The organism is Streptococcus sp. 21.1, from assembly GCF_016648635.1.
GTDB lineage: Bacteria > Bacillota > Bacilli > Lactobacillales > Streptococcaceae > Streptococcus.
This window is the reverse complement of sequence record NZ_JACLQL010000001.1, coordinates 193692-209741: the sequence shown is the minus strand read 5'-3', so window position 1 is coordinate 209741 and position 16050 is coordinate 193692. Positions and strand designations below refer to the sequence as shown.

General features: G+C 43.1%; 13 protein-coding genes and 1 other annotated feature (1 of these 14 cut by a window edge). All 13 genes read left to right on the top strand.

The features are described 5' to 3' along the window. Positions 1-144 precede the first annotated feature (144 nt). The 13 genes from H7U01_RS01060 (at position 145) to H7U01_RS01000 (ending at position 15880) form a co-directional block, all read left to right on the top strand. On the top strand, positions 145-1383 hold the full coding sequence (locus tag H7U01_RS01060) for a CD20-like domain-containing protein (protein WP_201040937.1): 1239 nt from the start codon (positions 145-147) through the stop codon (positions 1381-1383). 115 nt (positions 1384-1498) lie between these two features. Further along, positions 1499-2404 (top strand): LysR family transcriptional regulator, encoded by a 906-nt coding sequence (locus H7U01_RS01055; RefSeq protein ID WP_004183016.1) that lies wholly within the window; start codon positions 1499-1501, stop codon positions 2402-2404. Between the two features lie 8 nt (positions 2405-2412). Further along, entirely contained in the window at positions 2413-2874 is a 462-nt protein-coding gene (lspA, locus tag H7U01_RS01050; protein WP_060972499.1) for a signal peptidase II, read from the top strand. After that, complete coding sequence (locus tag H7U01_RS01045; RefSeq protein WP_002886027.1) at positions 2858-3748, top strand: RluA family pseudouridine synthase; 891 nt, start codon at positions 2858-2860, stop codon at positions 3746-3748. Before lspA ends, H7U01_RS01045 begins: the two co-directional genes overlap by 17 nt. A 220-nt stretch (positions 3749-3968) precedes the next feature. Further along, positions 3969-4490, top strand: a complete 522-nt coding sequence (gene pyrR / locus H7U01_RS01040; protein ID WP_002886175.1) for a bifunctional pyr operon transcriptional regulator/uracil phosphoribosyltransferase PyrR — start codon at positions 3969-3971, stop codon at positions 4488-4490. 290 nt (positions 4491-4780) lie between these two features. Continuing rightward, a complete protein-coding gene (locus H7U01_RS01035; protein WP_048676126.1) occupies positions 4781-6058 on the top strand; it encodes a uracil-xanthine permease family protein in 1278 nt (425 codons plus the stop codon). 24 nt (positions 6059-6082) lie between these two features. Further along, positions 6083-7009 (top strand): aspartate carbamoyltransferase catalytic subunit, encoded by a 927-nt coding sequence (locus tag H7U01_RS01030; RefSeq protein WP_002885976.1) that lies wholly within the window; start codon positions 6083-6085, stop codon positions 7007-7009. 161 nt (positions 7010-7170) lie between these two features. After that, positions 7171-8259 (top strand): carbamoyl phosphate synthase small subunit, encoded by a 1089-nt coding sequence (locus H7U01_RS01025; RefSeq protein ID WP_014634037.1) that lies wholly within the window; start codon positions 7171-7173, stop codon positions 8257-8259. Positions 8260-8486: 227 nt separating this feature from the next. Next, entirely contained in the window at positions 8487-11666 is a 3180-nt protein-coding gene (gene carB, locus H7U01_RS01020) for a carbamoyl-phosphate synthase large subunit (protein ID WP_201040935.1), read from the top strand. Positions 11667-11891: 225 nt separating this feature from the next. Further along, entirely contained in the window at positions 11892-12647 is a 756-nt protein-coding gene (locus H7U01_RS01015; protein WP_064524841.1) for a class I SAM-dependent methyltransferase, read from the top strand. 64 nt (positions 12648-12711) lie between these two features. Then, positions 12712-13965 carry an efflux RND transporter periplasmic adaptor subunit gene (locus H7U01_RS01010; protein WP_201040927.1) on the top strand — a complete coding sequence of 418 codons (1254 nt, stop codon included), beginning with the start codon at positions 12712-12714 and terminating at the stop codon, positions 13963-13965. Positions 13966-13975: 10 nt separating this feature from the next. Then, positions 13976-14662 carry an ABC transporter ATP-binding protein gene (locus H7U01_RS01005; protein WP_207184709.1) on the top strand — a complete coding sequence of 229 codons (687 nt, stop codon included), beginning with the start codon at positions 13976-13978 and terminating at the stop codon, positions 14660-14662. Positions 14663-14671: 9 nt separating this feature from the next. Next, positions 14672-15880, top strand: a complete 1209-nt coding sequence (locus tag H7U01_RS01000; RefSeq protein ID WP_201040925.1) for an ABC transporter permease — start codon at positions 14672-14674, stop codon at positions 15878-15880. A 123-nt stretch (positions 15881-16003) separates the two neighbouring features. Continuing rightward, positions 16004-16050, top strand: a sequence feature (ribosomal protein L10 leader region); it runs 90 nt beyond the window's last position.

The window sequence follows — 16050 nt, the reverse complement described above, 5'->3', positions numbered from 1 at the left end:
CGACTTTCGTCTATTTTCATGAGATGGCTTGACACTAAAGCACATCAGGCAGTCTCAAAAAATTCTCTCTTATATCCGACCTTATTTTCATAAGACCAGATTAAAGTATGATAAAATAAAGAAAAAGAGATAAAGGAGTCAGCTATGGCAACTAGAGAAGAATGGGTGCGTCACTTTGAGGACGTCAATGGTCGTAAACCAAGTCCTGAGGAGTTTATGGAAGCTAAGAAAGAGGGCTTTGTCATCGCTTCGGAGGAACCAAGTGTCCAAGTGTCTGAGCAGGTTGAGGCTCAGCAGGTGGATAGCTCTGAATCTACTGAAGAGGTGACAGCTGACTCAGTAGCAGATACGCAATCAGATGAAGTTCAGGTGGCATTAGAGGAGGAAGCTCCTAAGCCAATGCCTGAGTTGAATATGGAGAAAGAGCAAGAAAAAGAAACTCCAAAGACAAGTCAGATACCTTTGGAAAACCCTTATTACAAGCCAAAAGTAACCAAGAATAATGCTTTTGTTAATATTGCTTTGCCAATCATAATTCTAGTCTTGGGGCTTCTATTTGCCGTTTTGGCTTGGACACTTCCAATCGGTTTCATCTTTACCTTCCTTGCTTTCTTCCTTATCATTTTGGCTATTGTGACTTTGGTTTTGAGTCTGAAATCGACACGCAAGGCACTATCTATTATTGCCCTAGTCATGTCAATTATCTTCTTCATGACTTCGCTTGCTGGAGTAGGTTATCAAGCGGTGAAATATGTCATGAACCATGCTGAACAGTTCCAAAGTGAAGGTCACGATAGAGCTTATCTGTACATCGATGAGAATTATAAGTTTGACTGGACTGAGGATCAGTTTAAGGAGTTGAAGGTTGGTACTTTGACATTGGACGAGGTCTTGGATGCTCACGGTAAGGCGACTGATGCCGAGTATAGTGACGCTTACGAGGAAGATAAACCAGATTTGCTAGACCTCACCTATAGAAAAGAAAACACAGATGGAAACAACTATGTGCGTTTGACTTTTGAGCAAAAAGACGGTGTCTATGTTTTGAAATCTGCCTCAGCAACCTTCGACTATGATAAGGTCAAAGAAGTCGATGACTATCATAGCAACTGGACAAAAGATGACTATGAAAAGTTGTCTGTAGGTACACAAGCTGATTTGCTTAAGGGGACACGACTTTCTGAAGTGGTTGAAAAACACCCAGAGGCTAGCTTCACTTATCATGAAATGACACAAACTGAACAGGGCGATCTCACTCAGTCAGTGAGTCTTAGCTACCGTGATTATAATCCAGAAAATGGTAAGGTAGATACTGTTCGTTTGACCTTCGACTATGACAAACGTGAAAACAAGTACTTCTTGACAGATAAATCAGACGAATAGGACTACTTTGTTAGTCATTCAAGCTCAGGGTTGCCTGGGCTTTTTAGTATCAACAAAAGAGGATAAAATCTGGTATAATAAAATTGATTGATTTTTCAAGAAAGAAGTGTCACAGATGAACATACAACAACTACGTTATGTCGTAGCCATTGCCAACAGCGGAACCTTCCGTGAGGCAGCCAGCAAGCTCTTTGTGAGCCAGCCTAGCCTATCAGTGGCTATCAAGGATTTGGAGCAGGAGCTGAATTTTCAAATTTTCACCCGTACAACGACGGGGGCTGTCTTGACCAGTCAGGGTATGACCTTTTATGAGCGTGCGCTTGAGGTGGTACGCAGTTTTGATAGTTTTGAAAATCGCTATCTCAATGCTTCTGAAAAGGGTAACCAGTATTCGATTGCCAGCCAGCACTATGACTTTTTGCCACCTTTGATTACGACTTTTTCAGAGCGTTACCCTGATTACAAGGATTTCCGTATTTTTGAGTCTACGACCATTCAGATTTTGGATGAGGTAGCCAAGGGACACAGTGAGATTGGGATTATCTATTTGAATCGTCAAAATAGCAAGGGAATCCAGCAAAATATGGACAAGCTTGGGCTTGAGGCTATTGATTTGATTCCATTTAAGACGCACATTTATCTCCGTAAGGGGCATCCTCTGGCTAAAAAAGAAAGTCTGGTCATGGAGGACTTGGCAGCCTTGCCTACGGTACGTTTCACTCAGGAGAAGGACGAGTACCTTTACTATTCTGAGAACTTTGTGGATACGTCAGATTCGTCTCTTATGTTTAACGTGACAGACCGTGCGACTTTGAACGGTATCTTGGAACGGACGGATGCTTATGCGACGGGGTCTGGCTTCTTGGATGCACAAAGTGTGAATGGGATTACGGTGATTCCGCTTGAGGATAATTTGGATAACAAGATGGTTTATGTCCGTCGTAAGGGGATTAACTTGTCGTCTTGTGCTCTCAAGTTTGTCAATGTTATGTTTGACTACTTTGATACATACAAACCATAGGAGGATTTATGCGTAAGGTTGTGATTCCTTTGGTTATTCTAGCTCTGATTGGTTTGGATCAGTGGGTTAAGCATTGGGTTGTGGCAAATATTGCCCTTAACCAAGTTATCAAGGCTATTCCTGGACTCTTCAGCTTGACCTATCTACAGAACCGTGGTGCTGCCTTTTCGATTTTACAGGATCAGAAATATTTCTTTGTGATTTTGACGGTTCTGGTGATTGGTGCGGCTTTGGTTTATCTGGTTAAGAATTACCAGAAGAGCCTTTGGCTGGTGCTATCTTTGGTTTTGATTATCTCAGGTGGTATTGGTAACTTTATTGACCGTGTGCACTTGGGTTACGTGGTTGATATGGTTCAGCTTGATTTTATTGATTTTGCAATATTTAACGTGGCAGACTCCTATCTAACGGTGGGCGTACTGCTCTTGATTTTAATCTTATGGAAAGAGGAAAATGGAAGTCATCATTAAAGAGGCGGGAAACCGTCTGGACAAGGCCCTGGCAGATTTGACAGAATTGTCACGTAGTCAGGCCAATGAAGCGATTAAGGCTGGAACGGTCTTGGTTAATGGTAAGTCGGCAAAGGCCAAGTATGCGGTTAAAGAGGGTGATGTCATCACCTATGAATTGCCAGAAGAAGAGGTCTTGGAATACAAGGCTGAAGATATTCCTTTGGATATTATCTACGAAGATGCGGATGTGGCAGTGGTCAACAAGCCTCAAGGTATGGTGGTCCATCCATCAGCTGGTCACACGTCTGGTACCTTGGTCAATGCCCTGATGTATCATGTCAAGGACCTCTCGTCTATTAATGGTGTGGTTCGTCCAGGGATTGTCCACCGTATTGACAAGGACACGTCTGGTCTCCTTATGATTGCTAAGAATGATAAGGCCCACAATGCTTTGGCGGCTGAGCTTAAGGATAAGAAGTCGCTTCGCAAGTATGTGGCTATCGTGCATGGCAATCTACCTAATGATCGAGGCGTGATTGAGGCTCCAATTGGGCGTTCGGACAAGGATCGTAAGAAGCAGGCAGTTACAGCTAAAGGAAAACCTGCAGTAACACGATTTACTGTTCTTGAACGTTTTGGCAACTATACCTTGGTAGAGTTGCAGCTGGAAACAGGTCGTACGCACCAGATTCGTGTGCACATGGCTTATATTGGTCACCCAGTGGCAGGAGACCCTCTTTATGGGCCACGCAAGACACTCAAGGGCCATGGTCAATTTCTACATGCTAAGACCCTTGGTTTCACGCATCCTACGACTGGAGAATTGGTCGAATTTACAGCGGAAGAACCTGCTATTTTCAAGGAAACCTTGGAGAAGTTGAGAGAAGCGTAACAGTTATTAAACGGATAGTCTTTCTTGGGAGGGGCATCCGTTTTTTTCTTGTAAAAGAGTCTGAAATTTGCTATAATTTACCTAATTAAATAAGTCCTTTAATCACTGTCCAGAGAGGCAGGCAAGGAGCCATGAGAAGTGTACGGGTGAACTGTACTCATATTTTTGTGTATCTCCTTGTTTTCGAGGGGATTTTTTTGTATTTAGAAAGGTTCTTTTTATGAAGAAAAAAGAGATCGTCGATGACGTAACCATGAAACGTGCCATTACACGTATCACTTATGAGATTATTGAGCGTAACAAAAATCTCGACAAGATTGTCTTGGCTGGTATTAAGACACGTGGTGTTTATATTGCACAGCGTATCCAAGAGCGCTTGAAACAGTTGGAAAACCTTGATGTGCCATTGATTGAGCTTGACACTAAAGCTTTCCGTGATGATGTTAAGGCTGAGCAAGACACATCTGTTTTCCCTATTGAAATTGATGGTACAGATGTTATCCTTGTGGATGATGTGCTTTACACAGGTCGTACGATTCGTGCAGCTATTGATAATATCGTTAGCCATGGACGTCCGGCGCGTGTTGGTTTGGCTGTCTTGGTTGACCGTGGTCACCGTGAATTGCCAATCCGTGCTGACTATGTTGGTAAAAATATCCCAACTAGTGAGTCAGAAGAAATTGAAGTTTTGGTCGCAGAAGTTGATGGCAAAGATAGCGTCAACATTATCGATCCAAGCTAAGTTAGCTGACAGATAAGGTGAAACGCCTTTTGTATCTTGTTAATTGAACACGGGCTAAGAGCTGTGTGAAATAGATAAATCTTCCTAGAAGCTAAAGCTTCTGCGTCGGATTTCCTAATTTTACTTTGCTCTTTGTACGCCCTTTGTATCTTGTTAATTGAACATGGGCTAAGAGCTGTGTAAAATAGATAAATCTTCCTGGAAGCTAAAGCTTCTGCGTCGGATTTCCTAATTTTACTTTGCTCTTTATATGCCCTTTGTATCTTAATTTTAAGGAGTCCTTTGATATCGTGAATAACGTAAAATATGATGTGAATGATATGCCGAAACCTGGTTTATTGGTTGGTTTGTCATTCCAGCACTTGTTTGCCATGTTTGGTGCGACGGTGCTTGTGCCGATTTTGGTTGGGATTGATCCCGCTATTGCTCTTTTCTCATCTGGTTTGGGAACTTTGGCTCACTTGACGGTGACCAAGTACAAAATTCCAGCATACATGGGGTCTAGCTTTGCCTATATTGCGGCTATGCAGACACTTATGAAGACTGATGGGATTGCAGCGGTCGCTCAAGGTGCCATGGCTGGTGGTTTGGTTTACTTGCTTGTGGCTCTGATTGTTAAGTATGCGGGTAAAGACTGGATTGATAAGGTCCTTCCGCCAATTGTGGTTGGTCCCATTATCATGGTGATTGGTTTGAACCTTGCAGCCAATGCAGTCAATGATGCGACAACTTTGAACAAAAGCTATAGTATCTATGCTCTCTTGATTTCGATGGTGACCCTCTTTGCGGTTATCCTCTTTAACATGTATGGCAAGAAGATTATCGGTGTTATCCCAATTTTACTTGGTTTAATTGTGGGCTATATTTTCTCAGCGGTTCTTGGTTTGCTGACAGGACATAGCTTTATCAATTTCTCAGAGGTAGCAGCGGCACATTGGATTCAGGTTCCAAACTTTGACATTCCATTTGTGGATTATAGCTTCAAGCTCTATCCAAGTGCGATTTTGACCATGGCTCCGATTGCCTTTGTGACGATGACTGAACACTTTGGTCACGTCATGGTTCTAAACAGTTTGACTGAGCGTGATTACTTTAAAGATCCAGGTCTTGACCGTACCCTTACTGGTGATGGTTTGGCACAGATTATCGCTGGATTCTTTGGAGCTCCTCCGGTAACTTCTTATGGTGAAAATATTGGGGTTATGGCCCTCAGTAAGGTCTACTCAGTTTACGTTATTGCGGGCGCAGCAGTGATTGCGGTCTTGATGAGCTTTATTGGTAAGCTGTCAGCACTCTTGCATTCTATTCCAACTCCTGTATTAGGGGGATTATCTATTGCCCTCTTTGGGGTTATCGCTGCTAGCGGTTTGAAAATTTTAGTTGAACATAAGATTGATTTTGATAATAAAAAGAATCTCTTGATTGCTAGTGTTATCTTGGTATCTGGTATCGGTGGTTTGATGATTGACCTTGGTGGTCTTCAAATCACAGGTGTGGCAAGTTCAACCATTCTTGGTATCTTGCTTTACCAAATCTTGCCAGATCCTAAAAAAGGTAGCAAAGATTAGTCAATCAATTTAAAAGGAAAAACTATGGCGATTGCAGATGGAAAAGTGTCACTGAAACATTTGGTGACAATGGAAACCCTCACGAATGAAGAGGTCTTGGGCCTGATTCGTCGAGGTGGAGATTTTAAAAATGGCAGAGCTGATTTCCAGCTGGATCGACAGTATTTCGCTGCCAATCTCTTTTTTGAAAATTCAACACGAACGCACAAGTCCTTCGAAGTGGCTGAGAAAAAGCTTGGCTTGGATGTGATTGAGTTCGATGCAGGAACTAGCTCGGTGAACAAGGGTGAGACCCTCTATGATACGATCTTAACCATGTCTGCTTTGGGTGTGGACATCTGTGTGGTCCGCCACTCGGAAGTCGATTACTACAAGCAGTTGATTGATAGTAGAACTATTCAGACCTCTATTGTCAATGGTGGTGATGGTTCAGGGCAACACCCAAGTCAGTGTTTGCTTGACTTGATGACCATTTACGAAGAGTTCGGAACCTTTGAAGATCTTAAGATTTGTATTGCAGGTGACATTACGCATTCGCGTGTCGCTAAGTCAAATATGCAGATTCTCAAGCGTTTGGGTGCTCAGCTTTATTTTGCTGGTCCGGCAGAGTGGTACTCGAATGAGTTCGATGTCTATGGTCAGCATGTGGCTATTGACGACGTCATTGAGGACTTGGATGTGCTCATGTTGCTTCGTGTTCAGCACGAACGTCATGGGGACGATAAAGGATTTTCAAAAGAAGACTACCATGCTCTCTATGGTTTGACTGAAGAACGTTATGCCAAGTTAGCTGATCAGGCGATTATCATGCACCCTGCTCCGGTTAATCGTGATGTGGAGATTGCTGATAGCCTGGTTGAGGCGCCTAAGGCTCGTATCGTTGCTCAGATGCAAAACGGGGTCTTTGTCCGTATGGCAATTATTGAAGCTATTTTAAATGGCAAAGCGTAAACTACGTTAACCGATTCCTGAGAGAATCAGACGAAAAAGAACATGGGCTAAATCTTTGAAAAGAGACATATCTTCCTAGAGGCTAGAGCCTCTCTGTCAGATTTGATTTTCATTCAGATTTTAACGCCCTTGTATCTTAGTGAAAGGAACAATTTACTATAATGGCAAAACGTTTACTTATTTTGGAAGACGGCACTATTTTTGAAGGTCAGGCCTTCGGTGCTGATGTGGATGTGACGGGTGAAATCGTCTTTAATACTGGTATGACAGGTTATCAAGAATCTATCACAGACCAGTCTTACAATGGTCAAATTTTGACTTTTACTTATCCACTTGTTGGTAACTATGGTGTTAACCGTGACGACTATGAGTCAATTAAGCCAACGACTAAGGGTGTCGTTGTGTCAGAGGCTAGCCGTCGTGCCAGCAACTGGCGTAACCAAATGACCTTGGATGAGTTTTTGAAAGCGAAAAACATCCCTGGTATCTCTGGTATTGATACACGTGCCTTGACTAAGATTATCCGTCAACACGGTACCATGAAAGCCACTTTGGCCAACCCTGGTGACAGTATCGAGCACTTGCAAGACCAATTGCGTGCGACTGTTTTGCCAACCAACAATATTGAGCAGGTATCAACTAAGACAGCCTACCCAGCACCAGGTGTTGGTAAAAATATCGTTTTGGTTGACTTTGGTCTCAAGCACTCTATCTTGCGTGAGTTTTCAAAACGTGATTGTAACGTGACTGTTGTGCCACATGATATCACTGCTGAAGAAATTCTCCACCTTAATCCAGATGGTGTGATGTTGTCAAATGGTCCAGGTAACCCTGAAGATGTACCGTATGCACTTGATATGATTCGTGGCATCCAAGGTAAAATTCCAATTTTTGGTATTTGTATGGGTCACCAATTGTTTAGTTTGGCGAATGGTGCCAAGGCCTACAAGATGAAGTTTGGTCACCGTGGATTTAACCATGCGGTTCGTGAAATTGCGACTGGTCGTGTTGATTTCACCAGCCAAAACCATGGTTATGCCATTGACCGTGAGTCACTTCCAGATTGCCTCATGGTAACACATGAAGAAATTAACGATAAGTCAGTTGAAGGTGTTCGTCACCGTGACTTCCCTGCATTCTCAGTGCAATTCCACCCAGATGCAGCACCTGGTCCACACGATGCTAGCTATCTCTTTGATGAGTTCTTGGAATTGATTGATGCTTTCCAAGCTGAAAAAGCACGTCGTTAATTGCAACTGTCTAGTGACTATAGTGGGGTGTGACTCTTGTTCGCCCCAGTCTACTACCTTATTTAATGACAACCAGAGAGTTGTCAAATAGAAAGGAGAAGATACAGGTTCACGGAAGTGAACATGCCCTAAGGACTGTGTGAAAAAGATAAACGGTGACTAGACGCTTAGGCGTCGTCACGTTTCCTATTTTCACTGGGTCCTTAACGGGCTTTGTATCATAAATTATGCCTAAACGTTCTGATATTAAAAAAATTATGGTTATCGGGTCTGGTCCTATCATCATTGGTCAGGCTGCTGAGTTCGACTACGCTGGTACGCAAGCCTGCTTGGCCTTGAAAGAAGAAGGTTACAGTGTTGTCCTTGTCAACTCTAACCCTGCGACAATCATGACTGATAAAGAAATCGCAGACAAGGTTTACATTGAACCAATTACGCTTGAATTTGTTACACGTATTCTTCGTAAAGAGCGTCCTGATGCTCTCTTGCCAACACTTGGGGGACAAACTGGTTTGAACATGGCAATGGAATTGTCAAAAGCTGGTATTCTTGAAGAGCTTGGAGTAGAGCTTTTGGGAACAAAATTGTCTGCCATTGACCAAGCCGAAGACCGTGACCTCTTCAAACAATTGATGGAAGATTTGGAACAACCTATTCCAGAATCTGAAATCGTCAATACGGTTGAAGAAGCAGTTGCCTTTGCGACAGAAATTGGTTACCCAGTTATCGTGCGTCCTGCCTTTACCCTTGGTGGTACTGGTGGTGGTATGTGTGCCAACGAAGAAGAACTTCGTGAAATCGCTGAAAATGGCTTGAAATTGTCACCAGTAACACAATGTTTGATTGAGCGTTCTATCGCTGGTTTCAAGGAAATAGAATACGAAGTTATGCGTGATGCCGCAGACAATGCTCTTGTGGTATGTAACATGGAAAACTTCGACCCAGTGGGTATCCACACAGGGGACTCAATCGTATTTGCCCCAACGCAAACCTTGTCAGATATTGAAAACCAAATGCTTCGTGATGCCAGCTTGAAGATTATCCGTGCCCTTAAAATTGAGGGTGGATGTAACGTACAGTTGGCTCTTGACCCTAATAGCTTCAAGTACTATGTTATCGAAGTAAACCCTCGTGTATCACGTTCATCAGCCCTTGCCTCAAAAGCAACTGGTTACCCAATTGCCAAATTGGCAGCCAAGATCGCTGTTGGTTTGACACTTGATGAAATGATTAACCCAGTCACTGGTACAACTTATGCCATGTTTGAACCAGCTCTTGACTATGTGGTTGCTAAGATTCCACGTTTCCCATTTGATAAATTTGAACATGGTGAACGTCGCCTTGGTACTCAGATGAAAGCAACAGGTGAAGTTATGGCTATCGGTCGTAACATCGAAGAGTCACTTCTTAAAGCCTGCCGTTCACTTGAAATCGGTGTTTACCACAATGAAATGTCTGAGCTTGCGGATGTCACAGACGATGCCTTGGTTGAAAAGATTGTCAAAGCTCAAGACGACCGTCTCTTCTACCTTTCTGAAGCCATCCGTCGTGGATACACTATTGAAGAATTGTCAGAGTTGACTAAGATTGATATCTTCTTCCTTGACAAATTGCTCCATATCTTTGAATTGGAACAAGAATTGGCTACTCACGTAGGCGATGTTGATGTTCTGAAAGAAGCTAAACGTAACGGTTTCTCTGATCGTAAGATTGCTGATCTTTGGAATCAAACAGCCGACCAAGTTCGTGCGACACGTTTGGAAAATCATATTGTTCCTGTCTACAAGATGGTTGATACCTGTGCAGCTGAGTTCGAGTCATCAACACCATATTTCTACTCAACTTACGAGTGGGAAAATGAATCAATCAAATCTGATAAAGAATCTGTCATCGTTCTTGGTTCAGGTCCTATCCGTATCGGACAAGGGGTTGAGTTCGACTATGCGACAGTTCACTCTGTAAAAGCTATCCAGGCTGCAGGTTACGAAGCTATCATCATGAACTCTAACCCTGAGACGGTTTCAACAGACTTCTCAGTTTCAGATAAACTTTACTTCGAACCATTGACTTTCGAAGATGTGATGAACGTTATCGAATTGGAACAACCTAAGGGTGTCGTGGTTCAGTTTGGTGGCCAAACAGCCATCAACTTGGCAGAGCCATTGTCTAAAGCTGGTGTGAAAATCTTGGGTACACAGGTTGCCGACCTTGACCGTGCCGAAGACCGTGACCTCTTTGAACAAGCCCTTAAAGATTTGGACATTCCACAACCACCAGGACAAACAGCGACAAATGAAGAAGAAGCGGTTGAAGCAGCTCGTAAGATTGGCTTCCCAGTTCTTGTTCGTCCATCATACGTTTTGGGTGGACGTGCCATGGAAATCGTTGAAAATGAAGAAGACCTTCGTTCTTACATGCGCACAGCCGTTAAGGCAAGTCCAGACCACCCAGTCCTTGTTGATAGCTATATCATCGGACGTGAGTGTGAAGTGGATGCCATCTCTGATGGTAAGGATGTCTTGATTCCAGGTATTATGGAACACATCGAGCGTGCAGGGGTTCACTCAGGGGACTCAATGGCAGTTTACCCACCACAAACCCTTTCTAAGAAAATCCAAGAGACTATCGCTGATTACACTAAACGTTTGGCTATTGGTCTTAACTGTATCGGTATGATGAACATTCAGTTCGTTATTAAGGATGAAACGGTCTATGTTATCGAGGTTAACCCACGTGCCAGCCGTACCGTACCATTCTTGTCTAAGGTTACTGATATCCCAATGGCTCAAGTTGCTACAAACTTGATTCTTGGTAAATCATTGGCTGAGCAAGGTTACAAAGATGGTCTTTACCCAGAAAGCAACCATGTTCATGTCAAAGCACCAGTCTTCTCATTCACAAAATTGGCTAAGGTAGATAGCCTCCTTGGACCTGAAATGAAATCAACTGGTGAAGTTATGGGTACAGATGCGACTCTTGAAAAAGCGCTCTACAAAGCCTTTGAAGCATCTTACCTCCACTTGCCTACCTTTGGTAACGTTATCTTTACTATTCATGATGATACTAAAGAAGAAGCCCTTGACTTGGCCCGTCGTTTCGATGCTATCGGTTATGGTATCTACGCAACTGAGGGAACAGCTAAGTTCTTGAATGAACACGGGGTTCACGCAACGCTTGTTAACAAATTGGGTGAAAATGATGATAACGACATTCCAGCCCTCGTTCGTACAGGTAAAGCGCAAGCTATTATCAATACAGTTGGTAACAAACGTACTTATGACGAAGACGGAGCAGCTATCCGTAGCTCAGCTATTGAAGCTGGAATTCCACTCTTCACAGCGCTTGATACAGCAGATGCTATGGTGCGTGTGCTTGAAAGCCGTAGCTTTACAACAGAAGCTATCTAATCACCAAATAAAGTCTCAGCCTTGCTGGGGCTTTTTTATCACTGCGAAAAGTCTCGGTATAAGCTTACTAGGTTCGCAAAATCTATTTCATATTTAAAAATAGTTTAATTATGTTCTGAGTCTCAGCTTTGCTGGGGCTTTTTTCTTACACAAATGTAAGTTAACAAATTAAAATGAAAGCTAAGACAATGGTTTTGTTTCCTAAGATTCTGCTATACTAGAAACATGATTATTACGACATCTTTACGGGAAAATGAGGAATTAATTGCGCGTGCCCAAGAACTAGCCCACGAGCTCGTAGCTGACTACCAGCCTCGTCGCAAGTTGTCCTTGGCGAAATGTTTAGAGCGCTTTGGACCTTTCTATCTCCTATATAAAGACAGACTGTCTTTTATCAATTCGGATGCTAGTGAGTTGACCTTCCATCCAGATACGGCTGCTCTCAGGATTAAGGCCCCCCATGACGCTTTAGTCAGTCTTTTAGGTAAGTCTCCCAAGGCTATTCTTGACACGACCATGGGTCTGGCTTCTGATAGCCTAGTGATGGCAGTAGCGGGAAATAGGGTGACAGCCCTTGAGAGTCAAGATGTGATTTTTCAGGTGGTTTCTCGTGGTCTTGCCTCTTATCAGACGGATGATAAGCAGCTTGAAAAGGCCATGCGTTCTATTAAAGCTATTAAGAGCGATAGCTTGTCTTTTTTGAAAGCTCAAGCTGACAATTCCTTTGATATCATCTATGCCGATCCTATGTTTTCAGAGATTATCAAGGAATCGGAAAATCTAGAGGCTATCAAGCCTCTGGCCAATGGTAGCCGTCTGACAGAAGAATGGCTAAAAGAAGCTAAACGTGTTGCACGGGAAAAAATTATCATCAAGGCACATTTTCGAGATACCGTTTTTGAAGAACTTGGTTTTGAACGCCAGGTTCGGCCCAATCAAAAGCTACATTATGGTGTCATGGATGTAAGCGAAGGCCATTGACACTGAAAGTTAAAAGTATTACAATTGTTTTATCTATGTGATACAAAAAAGAAAAGAGAGACATATGCGAAAGAAAATCAGTCCAAAGTTATTTAAAAATAAAAAAAGAGTTTGGATTATTGGAGGAATTGGTTTCCTTGTCCTTTGGGTCCTAGGCTTTAACCTTTTTGCAGGTGGTGGCAAGAATGATAAGGCTTCTAAGTCCCCTACAGCAAGTAAGGTAACTAAGGGGCAGCTGGCCTCGTCGACCCTTCTGACTGGCATGGTGAAGGCTCAGTCGGAACAGTATGTTTATTTTGACAATACCATTGGACGCAATGCCACTGTGACAGTCTCTGTTGGTGAGGAAGTTAGCGTCGGTCAGCAACTGGTCCAATACGATAGCACCTCAGCCCAAGCAGCATATGATACGGCTAGTCGTGCCTACAATAAGGCAGTTCGTGACCGTAATTATTTCCAACAGTATGGGACAGCTCCTGCGGCTTCGGCACAAACAAGTAGTGATTCGGATGAGGATGATTCGACGGCTACCGTTAGCCCTCAACAGCGTCAGCAAACCGAGGCAAGTAATTACCAAACCTTGCAAGATTATAATGATGCTGTTGCTAACGCAGCATCAGAGCTAGAAAAGGCACAAGATGTCCTCAACCAAACGGTCATTGTTTCAGATGCTAATGGGACAGTCGTAGAAGTTGCGGACTCTGTGGACCCTGCTTCAAAAGAGAGCCAGACTCTAGTTCATGTGACCAGTGAAGGCCAATTTGAGATTCAAGGAACCTTAACGGAATATGACATTCCAAATATTTCAGTAGGTCAAAAGGTCAAGATTACTTCCAAAGTATACCCAGATCAAACTTGGACAGGGAAAGTTAGCTACGTTTCCAATTATCCTAAGCAAAATGCTAGTCAGTCAACGGGGACATCTGGCAACTCAGGTCAGTCAGGTTCTCAGTATGAATACAAGGTTCAACTGACCAGTCCAATCGGCAAGCTCAAACAAGGCTTCAATGTATCTCTTGAAGTGACCAAAGATGATGATGCCCTGTTAGTTCCAGTAACTGCTGTGACCAAGAAAGGCTCTGACAACTACGTCTGGGTTTACGATGACGAGAGTCAAAAAATCAAGCAAGTCAAGGTCAAACTTGGTAATGCAGATGCTAAGCAGCAAGAAATTGCATCAGGGCTTAAAGAAGGTCAAAAGGTTATTACTAAGGCTGAAAAATCCTTCAAGGATGGTGAGACACTAAAGGATGTGACGGATGCCGATAGCAAAAAATCAAAAGAGACTAGTGGAGAAGAGGTGAAGTCTAGTGACTAAGCCAGCTCTTATGGTTTTAAGGGGGATCACCAAGTCTTTCAAAAATGGCCAAGAGTCCTTGCAGGTCCTTAAGGGGATTGACTTATCAGTTGATGAAGGTGACTTCGTGGCAATCATGGGCCCTTCTGGTTCAGGTAAATCAACCCTCATGAATATTATTGGACTTCTTGATCAACCAACTACAGGTTCCTATCAACTCGAGGGCGAGGATGTGGCTGATCTCTCTGAAAATCGTTTGGCCAAGGTAAGAAATGACCAGATTGGTTTTATCTTTCAGCAGTTTTTTCTCTTGCCAAAGTTAAGTGCCCAAAAAAATGTAGAGCTTCCCTTGATTTATGCAGGGAAATCTCCACGTGAACGTAAGCAAAGGGCAGAGCAATTCTTGAAAAAAGTCGGCTTGTCAGACCGTAGCCATCACCTACCATCAGAGCTGTCTGGTGGACAGAAGCAAAGGGTGGCTATTGCGCGTGCACTATCTAACGATCCAGCAATCATTTTGGCGGATGAACCTACGGGTGCGCTTGATACCAAGACAGGAACCCAGATTATGGATCTCTTAACCCAGCTAAACCGTGAAGGAAAGACCATTGTCATGGTTACCCATGAACCTGAGATTGCGGATTATGCCCGACGTAAGATTGTCATCCGTGATGGGGAAATCACCCAAGACACAACGGACAGCGTTCGGATAGACTAGGAGGTAAGAATGGAAAATTGGAAATTTGCTCTTAGTTCTATTCGTTCTCACAAGATGCGGTCCTTCCTGACCATGTTGGGGATTATCATTGGTGTTGCTGCGGTAGTACTTATCATGGGTCTAGGAAATGGGATGCGTCAGAGTGTTACCGATAGTGTGACAGGTGATAAGGATACTGTTCAAGTCTACTATGAAGCAAAGGGTGAGGAGCTAGATCCTGCCTATGCGGACCTGTCACATCCGACCAAACCGGTTAAAGAAGTTTGGTTGGAGCAAGTGGCTAGGCAGACGCCTGGTATCGATAGTTATTTTGTGACCAACAGCCTAACTTCCTCTATCTCCCTCCAGAAAAAGACTGTGAAGAATGTTAATATCACAGGTGCCAGCCAGGGCTACTTTAAAGCTAAAAAGTTAGAGATGTTGACAGGACGTTCCTTGCAAGACAATGATTATAAAAACTTTTCACGAGTCATTGTCATTGATCAGATGGTGGCTAAAAAACTCTTTGAGACGAATGAGGATGCCCTTAACCAAGTGGTTACTATTGGGAAAAATGATTATTGTGTGATTGGTGTTTATAAGAATAAAGACACAGCAATCGGTGCCTATGGTGAAATTGGAACAGCTCTTGTGGCCAATACCCAGTTAGCAGCTGAAAATAACACTGATGCTATTGGCCAGATTTTTTTCCATGTGACCGATGTGAAAAATAGTAGTAGTGTCGCTAAGGATGCCGCCAAACGCTTGACCCAGTTGACCCAAGATGACAATGGAGAATATAAGGCAGCAGATATGAGCTCGGCCTTAGATCAGGTCAACACAATCTTTGGAACCATTACCACCGTTGTCGGAGCTATTGCTGGGATTTCACTCTTAGTTGGTGGAATCGGTGTTATGAACATCATGTTGGTTTCGGTAACTGAGCGGACACGAGAGATTGGTCTTCGTAAGGCTTTAGGTGCCACACGTCGTAAAATCTTGACACAGTTTCTGATTGAGTCCATGGTTTTGACCATCCTGGGAGGTTTGATTGGGCTGGGCTTTGCAGCCCTAGTCGTTGGACCAATCGGGAATGCCATGGACCTTAAAGCGACAGTCTCTCTTGGCGTAGCCATGGGAAGTATTGCCTTCTCAGCAGCTGTAGGGATTATCTTTGGTCTCCTACCAGCTAATAAAGCTTCGAAACTCGATCCTATCGAAGCCCTTAGGTATGATTAGAAATAACCTCTTGAAATCTTTAGATTTTGAGAGGTTTTATGGTCTTCAAAAAAAGATAGAGAAAAAAATAAAAAAAATTGTATTTTTTTCTTGACGTCTGATTTAGGTCATGATATTATAAATAAGGTTTGAAAAAACTGACCTAAGACAGTTGGGGAGCAAGACTCGTA